Here is a 20,895-nt window from a genome sequence, read left to right as displayed (position 1 = left end):
AGCAAGGCAAAAGGCAAGAGTAAAGAAGTTTTCAGCGATTTTAAATTTCTTTACACAGTTTGGTTTTATTGTGTTCACCTACTTAATAACTGACAAATGGCTAACATCCCCATTCATATCACTGGTGAATCACATCACCACGAACCGCCCCAAACCTGGAGAACCTACTTCAGTTTTAGTACAGATCATAAGGTTATCGGTATTCAATACCTCGTTACCTCTTTTATTTTCTTCCTAGTTGGCGGTATCTTCGCTATGATTTTGCGCGGGGAACTCATCACCCCCGAAGCTGATTTAATAGACCGCACAGTCTACAACGGAATGTTCACCATGCACGGAACAGTGATGCTGTTTCTGTGGACGTTTCCCTCTCTTGTTGGTATGGCTAACTACCTCGTTCCCTTGATGATTGGGGCGCGAGATATGGCATTTCCCCGCCTCAACGCCGTCGCCTTTTGGATGGTTCCTGTGGTGGGTATTCTCCTCATGTCCAGCTTCTTTGTCCCCGGTGGACCTGCTCAATCTGGTTGGTGGGCATATCCCCCCGTCAGTACGCAAAACCCCACGGGAAACTTGATTAATGGTCAAGTTCTTTGGTTATTAGCGGTGGCTATTTCCGGTGTCTCCTCGATTATGGGTGCGGTGAATTTTGTCACTACTATTGTGAAAATGCGATCGCCGGGCATGGGTTTCTTTAGAATGCCTCTCTTTGTTTGGGCAGTATTTAGCGCCCAAATTATCCAATTATTTGGACTGCCAGCTTTAACAGCCGGGGCGGTCATGCTACTTCTTGATATTACAGTGGGAACTGCCTTTTTTGATCCTACTAAAGGCGGAAACCCGGTGATGTTCCAGCATTATTTCTGGTTCTATTCTCACCCCGCAGTTTATGTGATCATTTTGCCTATTTTCGGGATTTTCTCAGAAATCTTCCCGGTTTATTCTCGCAAACCTTTATTTGGTTATAAAGTCGTTGCCATTTCTTCCATGTTAATCGCTGTAGTTAGCGGCATTGTTTGGGTACACCATATGTATGTCAGTGGTACTCCCGGTTGGCTACGGTTGTTTTTCATGGTGACAACCATGTTTGTTTCTATTCCCACAGGGATTAAGGTATTTGCTTGGGTGGCAACTATTTGGGGCGGTAAAATTCGCCTCACTACACCCATGTTATTTGCTTTGGGTGGTTTGGTAATGTTTGTTTTTGCTGGCATTACAGGAATTATGCTTTCTTCTGTTCCTGTAGATGTTCATGTTAATAATACCTATTTTGTTGTCGGGCATTTCCATTATGTTCTCTATGGAACTGTAACTATGGGAATGTATGCCGCTATCTATCATTGGTTTCCTAAAATGACGGGCAGAATGTTCCACGAAGGTTGGGGCAAAATCCATTTTTGGTTAGCATTTATCGGCACAAATTTGAATTTCTTACCCATGCACCCTTTAGGTTTGCAAGGAATGTTACGCCGGGCGGCTTCCTATGCACCTGAGTTAATTGGTTGGAATATTGTTGCTAGTTTGGGTTCTTTTCTGTTAGGAATGTCTACTCTTCCTTTCATCTTCAATATGTTAATTTCTTGGATGGATGGAGAAAAAGCTCCTGCTAATCCTTGGCGGGCAATTGGTTTGGAATGGACTGTTTCTTCTCCTCCTCCTGTTGAGAATTTTGAGGAAATTCCAATTGTTACTTGTGAGCCTTATGGTTATGGTAAGTCTGAATTAATGGCATCTTCTGAACATGAGTAATGGGTAATATAGCGATTCTATTTGATGTGTAAATTTGATTTTTTTTTATAACGAACCGCAGAGACGCAGAGGGCGCAGAGGAAGAGAAGGAAGAGAATTTTTTACGTCTTATTTAGAATCGCTATAGTTTTTCTCGTTACTTTTTTCTTAATTACTAGTTTCCTGGTTTTGGAGTTTTTTAACAATGGATAGTTCTGTTTCTCCTGATGATTTGGATCATGTTAGTCATGAGCATGATGAAGAAGGCAATAAAATGTTTGGTTTTATTGTGTTTCTGTTATCTGAAAGTGTCATTTTCTTGAGTTTCTTTGCTGGCTATATTATCTACAAAACTTCTACTGTTAATTGGTTACCAACTGGTGTTTCTGGTTTGGAAATAAAAGAACCTAGCATTAATACTGTTGTTTTGGTTGCTAGTAGTTTTGTGATTTATTTCGCCGAAAAAGCCCTGGAAAGACATGACTTAAAAACCTATCGTCTATTGTTGTTTTTAACAATGGCTATGGGTGGTTATTTCCTTTTTGGCCAAGCTGTGGAATGGAGTCAACTGGAATTTGGCTTTACTTCTGGTACTTTTGGCGGAATGTTTTATCTCTTAACTGGTTTTCACGGTTTGCACGTTTTTACGGGTATTCTATTACAGTTAATTGTCTTGTTGCGTTCTTTCGTTCCTGGTAATTTTGATAATGGTCATTTTGGCATAAATGCCACTTCTTTGTTTTGGCACTTTGTTGATGTTATCTGGATTGTTTTGTTTCTACTTATCTACGTTTGGCAGTAGATATTTTATTAGCAAAAAATCAATAAATCATGTAGGGGTTTAGCATTGCTAAACCCTTATTCATGTATTTGTATCATTATTGCAAAATTATCTATTTAGGAAAGTAGCGATAAATTTCTTTTCGGTGTAAAACTCTTTCAAAAATTAATGTTTCACCATCAAAAATAATACCAAGACGATAATCACCTATACGAATCCGATAAGCATTATCATATCCCTGAAGCTTTTTGATATTTGTGATTTCTGCAAAACTTGATATTTCAATTATTTCTGCAAAAGCAAATTTCTTAATAGACTCATAATAGGGTGTACTTTTGAGTGCTTTCAAATCTTTAATAAAACTGGGTAGATACTGGATATTCACTCTTTTTCTAATTCCGCTAAAGCTTCATCAATATTTAATGGTTTCTCATTTTCTACTTCTTTCATAGCTAGAATAAGTCCTTCATCTTCTATCGCTTCTAGCAACCGTAAATAGTCTTGAAAATCCACGACCACTTTTTTGATATTACCTTCAATATCAGTAATCAATTCTTGAGCGAAGGGATATTGATTAGCTTGCATTTTGTTTATATAGGATTAGTATTTTACTATTTACATTTAATGTAACATATTTTTATCAGGCTGAATTTGAGTCGTTCTTTCATTCCTGGTAATTACGATAATGGTTACTTTGGTGTTAATTCAACTTTGTTATTGAATACTTACTACGAGCTTATTTTTTTGTGTCTATTGGCAGCAATAACAGTCAGAAGGCGATATATAGTAAATTTACGAACATAGCTACAACTTATACTCAGTATTTTTTTGTAAAAATAAGTAAATTTACTTTTGTTAATTACTTATAAGTATGTATTTTATATAAAAGGTTTTTAGCATTCACTAAACTAATTACTTTATCTTCACTACTCTTTTATGCCAGTGATTCTTCCTTTTATACTTCAGACAGTCCTACCTGTCCTCAGTACCATTTTTGCCCTTTTAGTTCCTGTACTGTCTGCTGTTCTAAATTTTACCATCACTCGTATCCCCAAAATTCCTTCCTATATTCGACTCATTCTCATTTTATATTCAGATATTGATTCATCTGCTAAAGAACGCAAAATATTAATGGGTGGACTACTGGTAATCAGCAGTATTTTGACTTTCATGGCTTATTCTCTTATACCTTTTACGGGTATACCTTTAATCGGTGCTATTACTACCCCTATTGCTGCCTCTTTGTCTATTGTAGTAGCTTTGTCACTTTTAGATATAATTTTTAGCCTTAACAAAGGCTATTACATAAACAAGCTGCAAGAGAGAAATTTTGCAGGAATTAGCGACATAGAAACTGATATTAAAGACTTGAAAGCTGTTTTCGGAAAGTCTTGGCAAAAACTTACAGATACTATTAATAATGCCAGTCAGAAAATCTATGAAGAAGGAAATAAACAGGGAATAAACTTTAATGACAAATCTTTTCAAGGCTATGTTAATCATGAATTAGAAGGCTTGAAATTGTACTTCAATAATAAGTCCGTTACTTACTCTCTAGATACTACTGCTGATTTATTAAAGGACAATAATAGTGATGATTGGACAAAAGAGGCACTTTCTTTTAGTACAGGTGCAGCTATAGGAACTGTGGCAGGTGTGGGAGCTTCAACTGCTGCTTCATCAGTATTTGTCCATGCTAGTTTATTGACAACAATACAAGGCATTTTTGGAATGTCCACAGGTGGTATTGTTGTCGGCGCATCCCAATACGCATTACTTACGGTTGCTGGTCCTGTTGGTTTGGGAGTATTAGCAACTGTAGGGATTTATAGCAATTTGATGAATTGGAAAAATAAGGATGAAGCTGCCAAAATGAGTAAATTTGTATCAGAAGTTATCATAGCGGCTTTGCCAATGGCTTGGGTTGATGGTCACTTAGCACCAGAAGAAGAAGATACTATAGATAGATTAATGAGTACCTCTGGTATTAGAAAACAAGAGCGAGATTTAATTAGAAAAGTTATACATCAACGTCAGAGTTTTGAAGACATTATCCGAAGCAGTATACTTTTTGATGAAGAACATCGAGATAAAACTTGCCGTCAAAGTGATAATGAGCGAGTAAAACATCGTCTTATGTTATGTGTAGCTTGGCAAATTGCTATTGCTGATGGGAAAGCTGAGTTTTCAGAATTGGAACTTCATAACCGTATGGCATATAAGTTAGGTGTTTCATGGGATGAAGTTCAAGAAATTCGTAGGGTAATTAACCCTTTTTTAGCACTACCTGAAAGCCATAATTGAGCAAGCGATCACTATTGTCTATGATGGTTAAATTCATGAAAGTCTTAAACAAGAAAACAAGACTACACTGAGTGCGATAATTTCAAATATAACAACTAAGGAAATGGTTATGAAATTTTACAAATTTGCATCAAATTTTAGTGTGATCCTAGCACTAATAATCGTTATGTTTGGCGGGATAGAATTGAGTTTTATAACACCTGTTTCTGCCCAAAAACTTATTAATCCTGGTACTGCTGATGATGAATATAGACCAATCAAAAGAATGGTCTTTAATTACCTAATTCAAGATTTTAAAAAGGATCGTATTTATTTAGGAAAAAGTGCCAAGGTTAAAGTTTCACCATTAATAATGAGTGGTGATTGGTTACTAGCTAGTTATTTGATTGTTAGTCGAGAAAATCCAAATGGTTGGGCAGGGCAATTACTATTTCAAAAAACAAAAAAAGGTTGGTTTCATAAAGGTGAAGGTAACTATATTCAAGATGTTCAGACCCTTATAGATTTTGGTGTTCCTCGTGAAAATGCAGAAGGTTTAGCAGAAGGAGCAGATATCTAAATTATCAGAAAAAGTTGGATGGAGTTTTAGGATGGAGTTTTAGAATGATGTTTCTTTGAATAAACCTATTATGTTACTCTGTGAAAAAACTTTCCTGTTCTCAATATCTATAACTTTTTTCCAACTTTTTAGGTTTTAAAATTAATTAGGAAAATTAATGTTAACATTGCGAGGTGGTATTTCATCTGCTGTCAAAGTCACAACTTTACCATCTCGCAAAATACTAATTGATTCTCCTAACCTACGATGTCTTTCTATTGCATTCGCAATAGCAAATTTCACACCAGCATCTATTTTCCTGCTATATCCCCAGGTGATTTTGCAATGCTTGACGCATTTCGTTGACGGGAACAGTATCTTGTTGTAACCAGATTTTTAAGGCTGCTGCACCCTGTTGGACTAGCATTTCTAAACCATCAATAATAATTGCTCCTTGTTTTTCGGCTAGATGCAAAAATTTTGTGGGTTTAGGGGTGTAAATTAAATCATAGACAATGGCATCACCAGGCAAATAACTAATTTCTTGGCTACTCAATGGCGATTCTTCAATATGGGGATACATTCCCATAGGGGTCGTATTTACTAATAAGTTAGCTTGATGAAGTAGGTTTGGTAATTCTGTCCATTCATGCACCTGAAATTTATCTGCAAAGGGTGAATTTTGCCAACTTTGATGAAATGCCTGTAATTTCTGTAAATTCCGCCCGACAACATGAATTTCTGCCAAACCGAGTTGAATACAACCAGCAACAACAGCCCTCGCTGCACCACCATTTCCTAAAATTACCGCTCTTTTCTGACTCCAATCTTGATGATATGTTGTTTGTAATGGGGCAATAAATCCTTCCACGTCTGTATTTGTCCCCACCCATTTATCACCTCGACGAGTGACAGTGTTCACTGCACCGATAGCTTGGGCGATAGGGGAAATTTCGGATAATAACGGTAATATTGCTTGTTTATGGGGAATTGTAATGCTAAACCCTACCATACCAATACTAGCAAAACCTGCGATCGCTCTCTCCAAATTCTCCGGTGCAATGGGAAAAGGCAAATACACATAATCTAATCCCAGTTTAGTTAAAGCCGCATTGTGCATCAATGGTGACAGAGAATGTGACACAGGATGTCCAATGACTCCCAAAAGTTGTGTTTTTCCAGTAATCATTTTTATTTTTATTAGTTGTCAGTTGTTAGTGGTCAGTTGTCCGTTGTTAAATAATTTAATTTACAATTATTCACAGTAACTTAATATTTCTTGGCAATATGCAAACAAGTATCACTCCTTCTACAAATCCGATTCCTGGTCAATATTGGCAATGGCGCGGACACAACGTATACTATGTCCAAGTAGGTGCAGTACAATCCCAACGTCCACCCTTGCTATTGGTACATGGTTTTGGTGCTTCCACAGACCATTGGCGCAAGAATATCACAGAATTGAGTGCAGATTTCCAAGTATTTGCCATTGACCTCTTAGGATTTGGGCGTTCCGCAAAACCTAATTTACAGTATAGCGGTGACTTGTGGTGCGACCAACTCCATGATTTTATTAGTGAAATCATTGGTCAGAAGACCATTTTAGCAGGTAATTCTTTAGGTGGTTACGCTTGTTTATGCGTTGCTTCCCAACGTCCTGACAGTGCGGCAGGTGTAGTATTACTGAATAGTGCAGGTCCATTTTCCCAACCAGAAAATCAAATTCAACCTTCTATAAATCCTCTGCAAAAACTTCTAGGAAAAACTGTTACATGGTTTTTTAAACAACGTTTAGCGCAATCTTTGTTATTTCAATATACCCGCCAAAAGTGGGTAATTCGCCGCACATTAGAAAAAGTTTATCTTGATAAAACGGCAATTACAGATCAATTAGTAGCAGAAATTCAGCGTCCGGCTTTTGATAAAGGGGCATTAGATGTATTTGTTTCTGTTTTTAGCAGTCCTCAAGGTCCGAAAGTTGACATCTTACTCAAACAATTAACTTCTCCTTTATTGTTATTATGGGGAGAAGCAGATCCTTGGATGAAAGCGCGAGAACGGTCACAAAAGTTTCATGAATATTATCCCCAATTAACAGAATATTTTCTCACAGCCGGTCATTGTCCCCATGACGAAATTCCTGAACAAGTAAATTCACATTTACGTGATTGGGTAATTAGTTTAAGCTAATCAGATCCCTGACTTCTTAGAGAAGTCGGGGATTTGACTCTTGCAATGTTCATAAATTAAATAGGATTGCTAGATAAAATTGGTATTACACTAAAGAGACATTAGCCATAACTAAACTGTATTGGCTTAAAACTGAGAATCTAAGCGATTTGCAAAGATTGCTACTAAAATCATAGGTAAGCCAACAACCAGACAAATTAACCATTGATTCCATGCCAATGGGGCTGTATAAAATAATTTATTCATTAAACCCCATTGGCTAAAAATTATCTGCAAAATAATAGTGCTGGCAATTCCCACATATATTGCCTTTTGATCGCCAATTTCTCGATTAATTCCGCGAATTTTATCAACAATAGCAATACCTAATTGGGTAATACTTAACAGGTAAAAAATTCTGCCTACTACTAAAGCTTGAATCGCCATTGTCCTGGCAACAGCAACATCTCCAGTTGTTTGTTTTATCCATTCAAATACGCCAAAAATTAAAATCCAGTTAAAGATAGAAATGAGGACAATACGTTTAACTAAATTAGGAGAAAGTAATTTTTCATTGGGGTTACGTGGGGGTTGTTGCATTACTTGATCAGACTTGGGTTCAAAAGCTAAAGGAACTGTCATAGCAATGGAATTCACCATATTTAACCACAGAACTTGTAAAGAGAGAATTGGTAAATCTCTGGCTAACAAAACGCTAATTAAAATCGTCATAGATTCACCTCCATTCACAGGGAGAATAAAGGCGATCGCTTTCAACAAATTACTGTAAACTGTTCTTCCTTCCTCAACCGCAGCTTCTATAGAGGCAAAGTTATCGTCTGTCAAAATCATATCAGCGGCTTCTTTGGCTACTTCCGTACCCGCCCCACCCATTGCAATACCAATATCCGCTTTTCTTAACGCTGGTGCATCATTGACACCATCCCCCGTCATGGCGACTATTTCACCTTTAGATTGCAGTGCTTCCACAATTCGCAATTTCTGTTCTGGTGCTACACGGGCAAATACTACCCCATCTTCGATCGCTGTAGCCAGTTCTGGTTTGTCCATTTTCGCCAGTTCTGCACCTGTAAAAGCCCTCACTTCCCGATGATGATTAAAACCCATGCGAGAGGCGATCGCTGCCGCCGTCACAGCATGATCACCTGTAATCATTTTCACCCGAATACCAGCTTGTTGACAGGCTTGCACCGCCTTGATAGCCTCAGCACGGGGTGGATCTATCATCCCCTGTAAACCTAAGAAAATCAAATCATTCTCGATATCTGGATGATCCAATGAATCTTGATTCTCAGAAACTGGTTTTTTCGCAAAAGCTAACACCCGTAAACCTTGATGCGCCATTGTATCAACTTGCTGATTTACAGTTTCTGCATTCACAGGAGAAAGTTTCCCAGAGGAATTTAACATCTGTTGACAACGCTTGAGAATCGCCTCTACTGAACCCTTAACGTAAATAATTCGTTCTTGTTGTTCAATTTCATGGAGAGTTGTCATGTACTGATACTCTGATTCAAAGGGGATGACATCAAGCCTAGATATAGTTGCTTGTAAATTATTATGGGTTAACCCGACTTTATTCGCAGCAGTTATTAATGCGCCCTCGGTAGGATCACCAACTACTATCCATTGTCCATTTTTATCTTCTAAGTGGGAATCATTGCACAACAAACCAGCTTGTAAACATTCTGCTAGAGGAGGAATATCATGAATATCTACAGGATTTTCGTCTAGCAAAATTTCCCCGCTTGGTGCATAGCCTGTACCCGTGACTGTATAATGTTGATTACCTGCATAGATGCCTTGTACTGTCATCTGGTTTTCAGTCAAAGTCCCAGTTTTATCAGAACAAATCACTGTAGCACCTCCCAGGGTTTCCACTGCGGGTAACTTGCGAACAATGGCGTGACGGCTGGCCATGCGGTAAACACCAATGGCTAAGGTGACAGTAACTACAGCAGGTAATCCTTCAGGAATGGCACTCACAGCAAAAGCTACCGCAGGTTCAAACATTTCTACCCAGGTGTTACCGTATCCCAAGCCGACGGCAAATGTTAAAGATGCAATTCCTAAAATAATATAAAGTAGGGTGCGACTAAATTTGTCAAACTTCCGGGTTAAAGGGGTTTTGAGGATGTTTCCCTGTTCCATTAATTGAGAAATACGCCCGGTTTCTGTGGCTGTACCAATAGCAACGACAATACCTTTACCAGTGCCAAAAGTGACAAAACTGCCAGCATAAGCCATATTAGTGCGTTCTGCTAGAACTGCATCTGCTTGTACTGGTTGGGTATTTTTTTCTACAGCGACCGATTCTCCTGTTAATCCTGATTCGTTGATTTGTAAATTCCGTGTTTGTACAAGTCGTAAATCGGCTGGTACTTTATCACCTGATGTTAATAGTACGATATCACCGGGGATTAATTCAGTAGAAGGAACTTGGAGTTTATTTCTGTTACGGATAATAGTGGTGTTAGTTTTAACTGAAGATGCTAAGGCAGCGATCGCACTTTCTGCTTTTGATTCTTGCACAAAACCAATAATAGCATTAATTAAAGTTACACCCCAAATTACTCCGGTATTTACCCATTGTCCCAAAAATGCTTTAACCGCACCAGCAATTAATAAAATATAAAGTAGCGGTTGATGAAATTGCAATAAAAACCTTAGTAAAGCACTCTTTCCGCGTTTTGCTTTCAGTTCATTAGTTCCAAAACTTTCTTTGCGTTTTGCTACTTCAGTAGTAGTTAAACCTGTTTCGATATTACTGTTTAAATATTGACTTACTTCCTGTACAGGTAAGTTATGCCATTTATATTCTGTTAATTGATTTGTAGATGATGCCGTCATAATTTTTTGCTCCAAAATCTTAAGTAGGTGAACTGAAAAATTTAAAGTTATGTGAAGAAAAGTAAAATCGCCCAAAACTCTCTTCCTGTTCCCTTGCCCCAACGACAATTTTAACGCCAACCTACTTACCCTGATAGGATAATTTTATAGTTCAGTTAGTTTACAATACTGTTCGGTTAAGGTTAAAAAATGAAAATATGTAGCGACTGTCTTGATTGTCAAGCGATCGTTAAGGAAAAATTTAAAGTCTAGGAAAAAAGTCAGAAAATAGAGGAGAAAAACAGAACAGAACAAAACAGGTAAATTATAGATTGCCATAAATTACCAAACTAGATTGGAGGTATAAAAACGACAGTAGAACTTTATGCAGAAATTGGTTGTGAGTCTTGAGAAATAGACCAAGGAAGATGATCTCGAATCATCGCATTTAAAATAACTAACATTTTATGAACGCAAGCAGTAATGGCCAATTTTTTGGGTTTACCACGTTCAACCAAGCGCTCATAAAAAGTTTTGATAACAGGATTATGACGCATGGCAACAACAGCACCCATATAAAGAATGGCACGAACATGGGCGCGACCACCATTAATCATGCGCTTACCTTTGTGCTGACCACTATCATGATTAATTGGTGCAACACCAACTAAGCGAGAGATTTGTTTGGCAGTTAATTGACCTAATTCTGGTAAGTCAGAAACTAAAGTGGTAGAAATTACTTGACCAACGCCAGGAGTAGTTTTGAGTAGATTGACTTTATCAATCCATTGTTGATTATTTTGGGTCAACGTCTCAATTTCTTGATTGAGTTGTTGAAGATGTTGCTCAAGATAATCAATATGGGATTCAATATCTGTCAAAGCTTTACCACGAGCGCGGTCACGGCGATTCTTTTCCGCTGTAGACATTTCTACTAATTGTCTTCGGCGACTAATTAATTCGCCTAATTGACGTGACATTTCACTTTCGATTGCTAACACCTCCGGTTTCATTGCTTCACCGAAATGCGCCAAAATCTGTGCATCAATGGCATCGGTTTTGGCTAACTTACCTGTAGCTTTAGCAAAGTCTCTTCCCTGACGAGGATTGATTAATGCTACTGGTAAAAGAGCCGCTTGCAATTGAATGATTAATTCTGTTTCTAGTCCTCCTGTTGCTTCCAGTACGATTAGGTTTAAATCGTTAGATTGAAGTTGCTTAACTAGATTAGCTATTTCTGTTTCAGTATTAGCAAATTGAAATGCTTTACCCATTGGACGGATATAAACATCAAGTGTTGCTTTACTTACGTCAATGCCTACCCATTGGGAGATATAATCCATTTTTAACTCTCCAATTTCAATTACTTCTTTTTAATTTGTTTTGTTTTTATTCATCCCCTTGATTTCACTCATCCTTGCACGATACGGGCTATATTATCTATGTCTTTGTTCATAGTTTTTACCCCAGGCGACTGTTCGAGTTCTGTCATGGAGATTGTTGTGGTGATCCTTGCTACAAAGCGGTCTTTTCTGACCCAGGTTGGGACGGTCTACCACTTCTTCTAACATACCTCTAAGATACAAGGTTGGGTTGAGAAAACCCAACATCTTCAAGGATTTTTTGTTTTTATACAATAGGTTATTTAAGTAGAAAATTTCGTTAACCGAACAGTATTGAGTTAGTTTATTATTGTTTCAGATGTCTTCATCTATTAAAAATCTTACTTGCATCTTCTTTAAAATTAAACTCTTTTAGAGTGGTTATCCTATCTGCATTAATTATAAAAATTAACCTCCATTTACTTATTGAATATTCAAAATATATCCCTTTTGCATGAGACATATAGGACTCCGGTTTGATTCTGTGAATTTTCCTGCGTAGGAAGGCAAGAGGCAATCATGCAAGAGGCAAGAGGATTTCAGAATATGAAGGTGTACCGAGTTTTGTATGGCTACGCCACGCAAGCTATCAAAAATCAAATAGGAGTCCTATACTATATAAGATACATTATTTATATTTGACATGAATTTTTATTCCCCTATTTTTGATATAGCATCTATATTTTATTAACATCTTCTTGAAGATATATTTATTTAGTTATAAATTTGTCATAGCAGATTCTAATAATTCCCCCTTTAGACTCACGTATATAAATCGAAAAACCTTAACACTAAAAATATCACTAATGTTTATAAAACTAGAATTCTAGAAATAATGACACAATCTTTAGACACAAAACCACAAGTGCAGGAATTGCGTAAATTGCTTGAAGGTCTTGAATGTGGGATGTTAACCACAATTGATGATGATGGCAGTTTACATAGTCGTCCCATGTCAATGTGGAATGAAATTGATAATGATGCCACACTCTGGTTTTTTACCCCAGCTAATTCTCATAAAGTCGTAGAAATTCAACATCATCAACAGGTGAATGTGAGTTTTTCCGCACCTAATCAAGAACGATTTGTTTCCATATTAGGAACAGCCCAGTTAACAAGAGAACGTCAGGAAATTCAATCAAAATGGCAGCCAGGATTAGAAATTTGGTTTCCTAAAGGCATAGATGAACCCAATATTGCTTTATTAAAAATAAAAGTTAATAAAGTAGATTATTGGGAAAGTTCATCTAGCTTTATGCCGCAAACTATTAGTTTTTTGGAACTCTCACATCGTTAAATATCCCCGACTTCTTGAAGAAGTCGGGAATATATCAAAATCATCCTAAAAATAACTTATATGCCGGATTATCACTTTCATTCCAATAGTGATAACCAAGATTATCTAAAAATGATTGCCATTCTGCTGTTTCATGGGGAGGAACTTGCATCCCTACCACAATCCGCCCATAGTCTGCACCATTATTGCGATAATGAAATAAACTAATGTTCCAATCAGGAGACATAGAAGTTACAAACTGCATTAATGCCCCTGGACGTTCGGAAAATTCAAAACGATAAAGGAGTTCATTTTCTGCTAAAGGAGAATGTCCCCCTACCATGTGACGTAAATGCAGTTTGGTTAATTCATCATCTGTTAAATCTATGGTTTTTAAACCGTGAGATTCAAAATTTTCGACCATTTTCGCAGCGTCAGCACGATTTTCTATTTGCACACCTACGAAAATATGCGCTTCTTTTGCGTTAGCAATGCGATAGTTAAATTCTGTCAGGTTGCGTTTACCAATACAGTCACAAAACTTTCTTAAACTACCCCTTTCTTCGGGAATTCTAACTGCAAAAATAGCTTCTCGACGTTCGCCAAATTCTGCCCGTTCTGCCACAAAACGTAACCGGTCAAAATTCATGTTAGCACCACAAGCAACGGCGATGAGGGTTTGATTTTCAATTTGTTCTCGTTCTGCATAGAGTTTTGCACCAGCGATCGCTAATGCCCCCGCAGGTTCTAAAATAGAGCGAGTATCCTCAAACACATCTTTAATTGCCGCACAGGTAGCATCTGTATCCACTAAAATAATTTCATCCACATATTGTTGACATAGGCGAAAGGTTTCTTCTCCCACTTCCCGTACCGCTACACCGTCCGCAAATAAACCCACCTGAGACAATCGTACCCGTTCGCCAGCTTGCAATGATTGATACATAGCGTTAGCATCTACAGGTTCAACACCAATAATTTTAATATCGGGACGTAACCGTTTAACATAAGCTGCAATCCCGGAAATTAAGCCACCACCACCAATAGCCACAAAAATAGCGTGAATAGGTTGCTGATATTGGCGGAGGATTTCCATACCAATTGTTCCCTGACCTGCGATAACATCAGGATCATCAAATGGATGTATAAAAGTCAACCCCTTTTCTGCTTCTAATTGTCGGGCGTGGGCGTAAGCATCATCATAATTATTGCCATGTAATACAACTTCTCCTCCCCGGGCTTTGACTGCATTGATTTTCACCTGGGGCGTAATTACGGGCATAACAATGATGGCTTTTGTTCCTAAACGACTGGCAGCTAAAGCCACACCTTGGGCATGATTCCCCGCAGAAGCCGCAATGACACCCTGTTTAAGTAGGTCTGGTGTGAGATTGACCATTTTGTTATATGCACCCCGCAGTTTGAAGGAGAAAACCGATTGCATATCTTCCCGTTTGAGGAGGAGTTTGTTATGAATGCGGTTGGAAAGATTTGGGGCATATTCCAATGGTGTTTCTTGGGCTACATCATAGACGCGGGCGGTGAGGATTTGTACCAGGTAGTCGCAATACATATCAAGGGGGGGATTGGGGTTGGTTGTTAATTCTACCGCTTGTTGGGTCTTTGGGGTAATGGTTTTGGGTATGAAATACTGTTTGGTTAAATGTGAACTTAATTCATGAATTTTAATGATACAACTGCCAATATTTATGATATAAATATAAAGTACGGTATTCCTACTTAAAAACCGTAGATTATTTGCAGAGGTGTAGCACCAGTGGGCATAGTAGTTGAAAACGTCTCTAAACAATTTGGTAGTTTCCAAGCGGTTGAACAGGTAAACTTGGAAATTCAGAGTGGTTCGCTGGTGGCTTTACTAGGTCCATCGGGATCTGGTAAGTCTACCTTGTTACGGTTAATCGCTGGTTTAGAAATACCAGATACAGGTAAAATCATTTTAACGGGCAAAGATGCCACTTTTCAAAGTGTCCAAGAAAGAAATATTGGGTTTGTGTTTCAGCACTATGCCCTATTTAAACATTTAACTGTCCGTAAAAATATCGCCTTTGGCTTAGAAATTCGTAAAGCCCCCAAAAAGAAAATTGAGGGAAAAGTAGAACAGTTACTAGAACTGGTACAATTAGGTGGATTAGGCGATCGCTATCCTTCCCAACTTTCCGGCGGACAAAGACAACGGGTAGCCCTAGCTAGAGCATTGGCTGTAGAACCCAACGTCCTCTTATTAGATGAACCATTTGGAGCGCTTGATGCCAAAGTTCGTAAAGACTTACGAGCTTGGTTACGTCGTCTCCATGACGAAGTTCATGTCACCACAGTTTTCGTCACCCATGACCAAGAAGAAGCAATGGAAGTTTCTGATGAAATTGTCGTCATGAATAAAGGCAAAGTAGAACAGGTAGGAACACCCGCACAAATTTATGATCATCCCGCATCTGCATTTGTGATGAGTTTTATCGGTCCGGTGAACGTATTACCCAGTTCTGCAAAAATCTTCCAAAGTAGTGGTTTTGAATCAACAAACCCAGAAACATTTTTGCGTCCCCAAGATATCATCATTGAAACAGTTGGTAATGGCACAACAGCACAAGCTATTGTCAGCAGAATCATTCATTTAGGCTGGGAAATTCAAGTTGAATTAACCTTAGATGATGGACAAATGATGACAGCCCACTTAACACGGGAACGGTTCGATGAATTAAAATTAGAACCACAAAAAAAGGTTTATGTTAAACCGAAAGATGCGAAATCTTTTCCACTTTATTATTCAATTTAGGCAAGAGGCAAGAGGGAACAGGGGAAAAATTTCCCCCTTACCAATGACAACTGACTAAATTAGAGATTTTGCTTTTTCAGATTCTTTTCCTAATCCTACCAAGTCATAGCTAAGATTCCACATCCGCCTACCTTTTTCGTCATCTCTTGCTTGGGGGGAAACTTTTTGCACAAAAGATGTTCTACCTTCTTTTTGACGATTTCCCCAACTCCAATAAATACCAGATTGTTTGTATTCAGAATCAGCAACTACCATTGCCACCCGCTCTCCTGATAATTCCTCAGTCACAAATCCCCCAGTGATATACTTTTGGAAAAGGGGGAAAATTTTCTGGAATAGAGGATAGTGATTGCGGAATAAAGCCGTAGTTGCCACACAACCAGGATAGAGAGAACTAAAAGTAATTCCAGTGGATTCATGAAACCGGTTATGTAGTTCGCGCATCGTCAGAACATTACATACCTTACTATCTTTGTAGGCTTTGACTGGTTCAAATTCCTTACCGTTAATCATGCAAATGGGATTTTGGAAACCTGCGGCAAAACCTTCAAAATTACCCAAATCTGGACGAGGAGGAATTTTTCCACCTAATTCATCTGGGTTGTGGGTAACAGTACCCAAAATTACCAATCGTTTATCAGTTGCAGGTGATTTTTGCAAATCTGCCAACATCAAATTACAGAGGAGAAAATGTCCTAAGTGATTTGTGGTAACGGTTAATTCATATCCTTCAGGAGAAAATAAAGGTTCTTTAATTAAAGGCATATAAATGGCAGCGTTGCAAACCAAAGCTTCTACGGTTCTGCCACTGGCTCGGAAATTATTTACAAATTGTCGAACACTTTCTAAAGAGCCTAAATCAATTTGCATAAGTGTGTAGCTATTTGTGGGGATTCCCACACTTTGAGCAGCTTTTTCAGCTTTAATTAAATCACGACAAGCCATAATAACGTGCCAGTTTCCTTTATCTACGAGAGCTTTTGCTGCTTGCAAACCAACTCCCGAAGAAGCACCTGTAATGATTGCCGTTGACTTACGATTTTGTTCCATTTGTTCAGACTCCTTTGATGATAGTTTAATTACAAAACAGTCTACATGATCTCATGATCTCATGGTTTTAAAGGTTCTTGAGATTGAAATTATTAACCCCCACTAAATCCTTGATAAAAGTTTCAGTCCCCTTGCGGGGATTAAATATACTAAACACAGCTAAAAATAGACCTTGACAAGACGAGAAGAACCATATATATGTAATAGTTTAGCTTTCGCTTTACCCATACCTATAGAATCAAATGATTAAGTCATTTTGAGCATATCCCAATCTGACAGAACAGGGATATCCTCTTTTTCTTAGGTTTTAGGTAGGTCAATAAATATGAATATGCGATCGCCTGCTTTTAAGCCTTCTAAAACCTCAGTTTCGTTATCAATATTCGCGCCAATTGTGATAAAACTCACGAAGAATTGTTAGAGACGGGGGGATGTTATGCTAATGGCTTTAGGATGTCCAAAACAAGAGTTATGGATGAACCAACACAAAGACAAAATTCAGGCTGTGATGATTGGTTTGGGGGGGCGTTTTCTGTCTTTGCAGAAAGTCATAAAAGAGCGCCTTATTGGATACGTCATTTAGGATGTGAGTGGTTATATCGTTTGATTCAAGAACCATTGAGACTATTTAATCGCTACAGTACAACTATCCCAACCTTTATGTGGTTAGCTTTAAAGCAAATCTCAAATAAATTTGCATCTAAGTAGGTTTTTGACTTTTTGACTTTTTTATAATTATACTATAGCGATCGCACCTCTTCAACTTCCCAAACAGCGATACCTTTGGTAAACTTTGCTAACAGGTAACTAAACGAAGTTACAAATTTTTATAAACTTCATCATCATTGCGTTTACCAACCCGAAAAACATCAACTAATTTATTATCATCATTAATGGTGTACAAAATTCTATATTCACCCTGATCAATACGATAACCTCCTTGATAACCTTTTAAAGCTGCATAGTCTTGAGGACGAGGATTACCCTGAAGTGATAGTATTTTAGAAACAACTTGTTTATATTGTTTTGGTTGTAAGTCTAATAAGTCTTTTTCCGCAGTTTTCGCAATCCTCAATGTATATCTTTCACTCATTGGGGCGTTTTGCTATTATTTCTTCTATGGTGGTAAATCCTTCATTTTCTTCAATTGCACGTCTCAATTTAGCAGAATCTATAGCATCTTCTATAGCCTCTAATAGTTTTAAATCTTCAATACTAATTATCGCTACCGCAGCTTTACCATGACGCTGAATTAAAATTCTTTCTCCACGATATTCTGCACGGTTCATAATATCGGGAAAGTTAGCACGCGCTTCACTTGCACTGATGACAGACATAGCACCTCATAAAATTTATAGGGTTACATAAGATTATAGATTATTTGTTTGTTTTTGGCAAATTGTACAAAATTTAAGTTTGTGCGCGATTCCTAGGTCGCGCTTCGCTATCGCACTCCTCCAACTTCCCCAAACAGCGAATTGACAAGTCAGCGCTTGCGCTATCGCATCCTTCAACTCCCCAACATACCTTTTTTAACGAACCACAGAGACACAGAGGACACAGAGAAAGAGCGATCGCACCTCCTCAACTTCCCCAAACAGCGATTCCTAGGTCGCGCTTCGCTATCGCACCCCCTCAACTCCCCAACATCGTTTTTTAACGAACCACAGAGACACAGAGGACACAGAGAAAGAGCGATCGCACCTCCTCAACTTCCCCAAACAGCGATTCCTAGGTCGCGCTTCGCTATCGCACCCCCTCAACTCCCAAACATACCTTTTTTAACGAACCACAGAGACACAGAGGACACAGAGAAAGAGCGATCGCACCTCCTCAACTTCCCCAAACAGCGATTCCTAGGTCGCGCTTCGCTATCGCACCCCCTCAACTCCCAAACATACCTTTTTTAACGAACCACAGAGACACAGAGGACACAGAGAAAGAGCGATCGCACCTCCTCAACTTCCCCAAACAGCGATTCCTAGGTCGCGCTTCGCTATCGCACCCCCTCAACTCCCCAACATACCTTTTTTAACGAACCACAGAGACACAGAGGACACAGAGAAAGAGCGATCGCACCTCCTCAACTTCCCCAAACAGCGATTCCTAGGTCGCGCTTCGCTATCGCACCCCCTCAACTCCCCAACATACCTTTTTTAACGAACCACAGAGACACAGAGGACACAGAGAAAGAGCGATCGCACCTCCTCAACTTCCCCAAACAGCGATTCCTAGGTCGCGCTTCGCTATCGCACCCCCTCAACTCCCCAACATACCTTTTTTAACGAACCACAGAGACACAGAGGACACAGAGAAAGAGCGATCGCACCTCCTCAACTTCCCCAAACAGCGATTCCTAGGTCGCGCTTCGCTATCGCACCCCCTCAACTCCCAAACAGTGATCGCATCCCCTCAACTTCTCTTTTTAACGAACCAAAGAGACACAGTGTATTGCACTCATCACTAAAATCATTACGTTTCAGCAAAGACTGCTCACATCTAATTACGTTTTTACTGTACTTCTTCACAGAGTAAATTACAGTATGCTATCGGTGAAGTTTGTTAGCTATAAAGCCAAACTCATTCAGAAAATTAGTGTTATCACTTGCTGTTATTAATTATACTGGTTAATTTAGTAATCTTGATAGTCAAAGGTCTTGTTATTTTTCGTCAGAGAAGCTAAGGTAGAGTTAAAATATAATGCGCTTTATAAGCTTAGGTGTTGCAAATGGGTATCCTAGAGGCTATCAAACCTGGTTATTTTGAAGAATTTCGGCTTGAAGAAGCTCAATTATTCTTAGAGCAGTGTTTAGCCTGTGATTCTTCCAATGCTGAATTTTATGAATTTCTTGGAAATATTGCACAACGTCAAGGCATAAACATAGATCAGGTAAAATATAAGCTCTCTGAGGCTCTTCAAGAATTTATAATTTTGTTTGAGCTTCAAGAACAGCTTGTTATTACAGGTTCACAAATCAAGGAGCTTACTAAACGTATTCCTGCTCCTGATTCTGAAAATAAATCAAAGCGTAGTTACGCACTTGAAGAAAAATTCTTGGACATGGCTTTTCAGAAGTTTGTCGAAAGAGTTTCTGAAATTAATTATGTTCACTCCAGAATCGTAGAGAATTACTGGAACTATCTTCCTGAGAAGCTTCAGGATTTGATTTTGTTTGGTTATATCCAAGAATTATTGGCTCAAGGAAAATATTCTTTATCTGAACTTGGCATTTCTCAAGCTGTTTGCAAAAAACACGAAGATTCGTTTTTGCAATTCAAGAGTTATCTTCTTAATGTATTGAGTGATTCTGATGTTGGTGTACGGTTACCTCGGTTAATAGATAAATATGAGCAAATAGTTTCTAATACCTCTGAAAATAATCCTACCCAGCAGAAAAAAACACCATGTAAGAGGTATAATTTGGAAGAGTTCTTAGTAAAAATAACTCCTCTAAATTCTCATGGTGAAAGTGACTGGGGTGAAGCAATTGGTAACGAAGTTTGGTAGTAAGGTATATGTGCCGGAGCGCGGCGACATTGTATGGCTAAATTTCAGCCCTCAAGTAGGACATGAACAAGCTGGTCATCGCCGTGCTTTAATTATTTCTCCTATGGTATATAATGATTTTGGTCTTGCCTTAGTCTGCCCAATAACTCGCGCTATAAAAAATTATCCTTTTGAATTTCCTGTACCTGACGGTATAAATACTACTGGCGTTGTTTTAGCAGATCATCTTAAAAGCGTTGATTGGAAAGCAAGAAAAGCTGAATTTATTGAAAAAGTTTCAGTTGAATTTGTTACTGAAGTCATTAGTATATTATCTATGATAATTCCCTATCCTCAGCAAGATTAAAAGTGTTGTAATGACTGAGGATAAAAGCAATTAGTAAAATACTAATATCGCATCCCTCCAACTTCCCCAAACAGCGATTCCTAGGTCGCGCTTCGCTATCGCACCCCTCCAACATCCCAAACAGCGATACCTTCGGTGTTTAAATCGGTTTTTAAATCTGATATACTTT

The 20,895-nt window shown here is 38.4% G+C and carries 19 protein-coding genes and 1 pseudogene; 10 read left to right on the top strand and 10 right to left on the bottom strand.

The window, feature by feature from the left end; genetic code table 11:
• The first annotated feature begins 96 nt into the window (after nt 1–96).
• Nucleotides 97–1,749, top strand: a complete 1,653-nt coding sequence (ctaD, locus tag NG743_RS25205; protein WP_027401301.1) for a cytochrome c oxidase subunit I — start codon at nt 97–99, stop codon at nt 1,747–1,749.
• A gap of 184 nt (nt 1,750–1,933) precedes the next feature.
• Nucleotides 1,934–2,530, top strand: a complete 597-nt coding sequence (locus NG743_RS25200; RefSeq protein ID WP_257121118.1) for a cytochrome c oxidase subunit 3 — start codon at nt 1,934–1,936, stop codon at nt 2,528–2,530.
• A gap of 91 nt (nt 2,531–2,621) precedes the next feature.
• Here NG743_RS25200 and NG743_RS25195 read toward each other — a convergent pair whose 3' ends face one another.
• Both NG743_RS25195 and NG743_RS25190 read right to left on the bottom strand, forming a co-directional pair.
• Nucleotides 2,622–2,894, bottom strand: coding sequence for a type II toxin-antitoxin system RelE family toxin (locus tag NG743_RS25195; protein WP_257121117.1), 273 nt, complete (start codon nt 2,892–2,894; stop codon nt 2,622–2,624).
• The gene (locus NG743_RS25190; protein ID WP_027401304.1) at nt 2,891–3,094 is read right to left on the bottom strand and encodes a RelB antitoxin-like protein; all 204 of its coding nucleotides are present in this window, start codon (nt 3,092–3,094) and stop codon (nt 2,891–2,893) included. Before NG743_RS25190 ends, NG743_RS25195 begins: the two co-directional genes overlap by 4 nt.
• A gap of 351 nt (nt 3,095–3,445) precedes the next feature.
• Between NG743_RS25190 and NG743_RS25185 the strand changes: the two genes are divergently transcribed.
• Complete coding sequence (locus NG743_RS25185) at nt 3,446–4,813, top strand: tellurite resistance TerB family protein (protein WP_257121116.1); 1,368 nt, start codon at nt 3,446–3,448, stop codon at nt 4,811–4,813.
• A 109-nt stretch (nt 4,814–4,922) separates the two neighbouring features.
• Nucleotides 4,923–5,372, top strand: a complete 450-nt coding sequence (locus NG743_RS25180) for a hypothetical protein (protein WP_152540413.1) — start codon at nt 4,923–4,925, stop codon at nt 5,370–5,372.
• A gap of 141 nt (nt 5,373–5,513) precedes the next feature.
• Here NG743_RS25180 and NG743_RS25175 read toward each other — a convergent pair whose 3' ends face one another.
• Nucleotides 5,514–5,654 (bottom strand): hypothetical protein, encoded by a 141-nt coding sequence (locus NG743_RS25175; protein WP_257121115.1) that lies wholly within the window; start codon nt 5,652–5,654, stop codon nt 5,514–5,516.
• A 19-nt stretch (nt 5,655–5,673) separates the two neighbouring features.
• On the bottom strand, nt 5,674–6,540 hold the full coding sequence (locus NG743_RS25170) for a shikimate dehydrogenase (RefSeq protein WP_193962210.1): 867 nt from the start codon (nt 6,538–6,540) through the stop codon (nt 5,674–5,676).
• Nucleotides 6,541–6,638: 98 nt separating this feature from the next.
• Here NG743_RS25170 and NG743_RS25165 point away from each other — a divergent pair, with 98 nt between their 5' ends.
• Entirely contained in the window at nt 6,639–7,541 is a 903-nt protein-coding gene (locus NG743_RS25165) for an alpha/beta fold hydrolase (RefSeq protein ID WP_257121113.1), read from the top strand.
• Nucleotides 7,542–7,667: 126 nt separating this feature from the next.
• Here NG743_RS25165 and NG743_RS25160 read toward each other — a convergent pair whose 3' ends face one another.
• Together NG743_RS25160 and NG743_RS25155 are read right to left on the bottom strand one after the other, a co-directional pair.
• Complete coding sequence (locus NG743_RS25160; RefSeq protein ID WP_027401309.1) at nt 7,668–10,391, bottom strand: cation-translocating P-type ATPase; 2,724 nt, start codon at nt 10,389–10,391, stop codon at nt 7,668–7,670.
• A 362-nt stretch (nt 10,392–10,753) separates the two neighbouring features.
• Nucleotides 10,754–11,713: an IS110 family RNA-guided transposase gene (locus NG743_RS25155; protein ID WP_193965010.1), complete on the bottom strand. Its 960-nt coding sequence runs from the start codon at nt 11,711–11,713 to the stop codon at nt 10,754–10,756.
• A gap of 874 nt (nt 11,714–12,587) precedes the next feature.
• Between NG743_RS25155 and NG743_RS25150 the strand changes: the two genes are divergently transcribed.
• Entirely contained in the window at nt 12,588–13,049 is a 462-nt protein-coding gene (locus tag NG743_RS25150) for a pyridoxamine 5'-phosphate oxidase family protein (protein WP_027401310.1), read from the top strand.
• A 40-nt stretch (nt 13,050–13,089) separates the two neighbouring features.
• Here the strand turns inward: NG743_RS25150 and ilvA are convergent, their stop codons facing one another.
• Nucleotides 13,090–14,601 (bottom strand): threonine ammonia-lyase, biosynthetic, encoded by a 1,512-nt coding sequence (gene ilvA / locus NG743_RS25145; RefSeq protein WP_193962212.1) that lies wholly within the window; start codon nt 14,599–14,601, stop codon nt 13,090–13,092.
• 204 nt (nt 14,602–14,805) lie between these two features.
• Here ilvA and NG743_RS25140 point away from each other — a divergent pair, with 204 nt between their 5' ends.
• Complete coding sequence (locus NG743_RS25140) at nt 14,806–15,822, top strand: sulfate/molybdate ABC transporter ATP-binding protein (protein WP_027401312.1); 1,017 nt, start codon at nt 14,806–14,808, stop codon at nt 15,820–15,822.
• Between the two features lie 54 nt (nt 15,823–15,876).
• Here NG743_RS25140 and NG743_RS25135 read toward each other — a convergent pair whose 3' ends face one another.
• Nucleotides 15,877–16,872 (bottom strand): protochlorophyllide reductase, encoded by a 996-nt coding sequence (locus NG743_RS25135; RefSeq protein WP_027401313.1) that lies wholly within the window; start codon nt 16,870–16,872, stop codon nt 15,877–15,879.
• Nucleotides 16,873–17,317: 445 nt separating this feature from the next.
• Here NG743_RS25135 and NG743_RS25130 point away from each other — a divergent pair.
• Nucleotides 17,318–17,580 (top strand): annotated as a pseudogene (locus tag NG743_RS25130) (WecB/TagA/CpsF family glycosyltransferase); the annotation flags it as partial.
• 109 nt (nt 17,581–17,689) lie between these two features.
• Here the strand turns inward: NG743_RS25130 and NG743_RS25125 are convergent.
• Nucleotides 17,690–17,965, bottom strand: a complete 276-nt coding sequence (locus tag NG743_RS25125; RefSeq protein WP_027401315.1) for a type II toxin-antitoxin system RelE family toxin — start codon at nt 17,963–17,965, stop codon at nt 17,690–17,692.
• The gene (locus NG743_RS25120; protein WP_027401316.1) at nt 17,958–18,209 is read right to left on the bottom strand and encodes a type II toxin-antitoxin system Phd/YefM family antitoxin; all 252 of its coding nucleotides are present in this window, start codon (nt 18,207–18,209) and stop codon (nt 17,958–17,960) included. The genes NG743_RS25125 and NG743_RS25120 overlap by 8 nt, the downstream gene beginning before the upstream one ends.
• Before the next feature lie 1,391 nt (nt 18,210–19,600).
• Here NG743_RS25120 and NG743_RS25115 point away from each other — a divergent pair.
• Both NG743_RS25115 and NG743_RS25110 read left to right on the top strand, forming a co-directional pair.
• A complete protein-coding gene (locus tag NG743_RS25115; RefSeq protein WP_257121110.1) occupies nt 19,601–20,380 on the top strand; it encodes an AbrB/MazE/SpoVT family DNA-binding domain-containing protein in 780 nt (259 codons plus the stop codon).
• The gene (locus tag NG743_RS25110) at nt 20,334–20,726 is read left to right on the top strand and encodes a type II toxin-antitoxin system PemK/MazF family toxin (protein WP_051424235.1); all 393 of its coding nucleotides are present in this window, start codon (nt 20,334–20,336) and stop codon (nt 20,724–20,726) included. The genes NG743_RS25115 and NG743_RS25110 overlap by 47 nt, the downstream gene beginning before the upstream one ends.
• Nucleotides 20,727–20,895: the final 169 nt, after the last annotated feature.

The organism is Dolichospermum heterosporum TAC447, assembly GCF_024584745.1.
Taxonomy (GTDB): Bacteria; Cyanobacteriota; Cyanobacteriia; order Cyanobacteriales; family Nostocaceae; genus Dolichospermum; species Dolichospermum heterosporum.
This window is presented reverse-complemented; position numbering and strand designations above follow the sequence as displayed.

Coding starts and splice junctions, on each gene's coding strand:
- NG743_RS25180 (WP_152540413.1), top strand. CDS start 4,923: ATGAAATTTTACAAATTTGCATCAAATTTTAGTGTGATCCTAGCACTA.
- NG743_RS25125 (WP_027401315.1), bottom strand. CDS start 17,965: ATGAGTGAAAGATATACATTGAGGATTGCGAAAACTGCGGAAAAAGAC.
- NG743_RS25160 (WP_027401309.1), bottom strand. CDS start 10,391: ATGACGGCATCATCTACAAATCAATTAACAGAATATAAATGGCATAAC.
- NG743_RS25190 (WP_027401304.1), bottom strand. CDS start 3,094: ATGCAAGCTAATCAATATCCCTTCGCTCAAGAATTGATTACTGATATT.
- NG743_RS25155 (WP_193965010.1), bottom strand. CDS start 11,713: ATGGATTATATCTCCCAATGGGTAGGCATTGACGTAAGTAAAGCAACA.
- NG743_RS25115 (WP_257121110.1), top strand. CDS start 19,601: ATGGGTATCCTAGAGGCTATCAAACCTGGTTATTTTGAAGAATTTCGG.
- NG743_RS25200 (WP_257121118.1), top strand. CDS start 1,934: ATGGATAGTTCTGTTTCTCCTGATGATTTGGATCATGTTAGTCATGAG.
- NG743_RS25170 (WP_193962210.1), bottom strand. CDS start 6,540: ATGATTACTGGAAAAACACAACTTTTGGGAGTCATTGGACATCCTGTG.
- NG743_RS25165 (WP_257121113.1), top strand. CDS start 6,639: ATGCAAACAAGTATCACTCCTTCTACAAATCCGATTCCTGGTCAATAT.
- NG743_RS25110 (WP_051424235.1), top strand. CDS start 20,334: ATGGTGAAAGTGACTGGGGTGAAGCAATTGGTAACGAAGTTTGGTAGT.
- NG743_RS25150 (WP_027401310.1), top strand. CDS start 12,588: ATGACACAATCTTTAGACACAAAACCACAAGTGCAGGAATTGCGTAAA.
- NG743_RS25135 (WP_027401313.1), bottom strand. CDS start 16,872: ATGGAACAAAATCGTAAGTCAACGGCAATCATTACAGGTGCTTCTTCG.
- NG743_RS25120 (WP_027401316.1), bottom strand. CDS start 18,209: ATGTCTGTCATCAGTGCAAGTGAAGCGCGTGCTAACTTTCCCGATATT.
- ilvA (WP_193962212.1), bottom strand. CDS start 14,601: ATGTATTGCGACTACCTGGTACAAATCCTCACCGCCCGCGTCTATGAT.
- ctaD (WP_027401301.1), top strand. CDS start 97: ATGGCTAACATCCCCATTCATATCACTGGTGAATCACATCACCACGAA.
- NG743_RS25185 (WP_257121116.1), top strand. CDS start 3,446: ATGCCAGTGATTCTTCCTTTTATACTTCAGACAGTCCTACCTGTCCTC.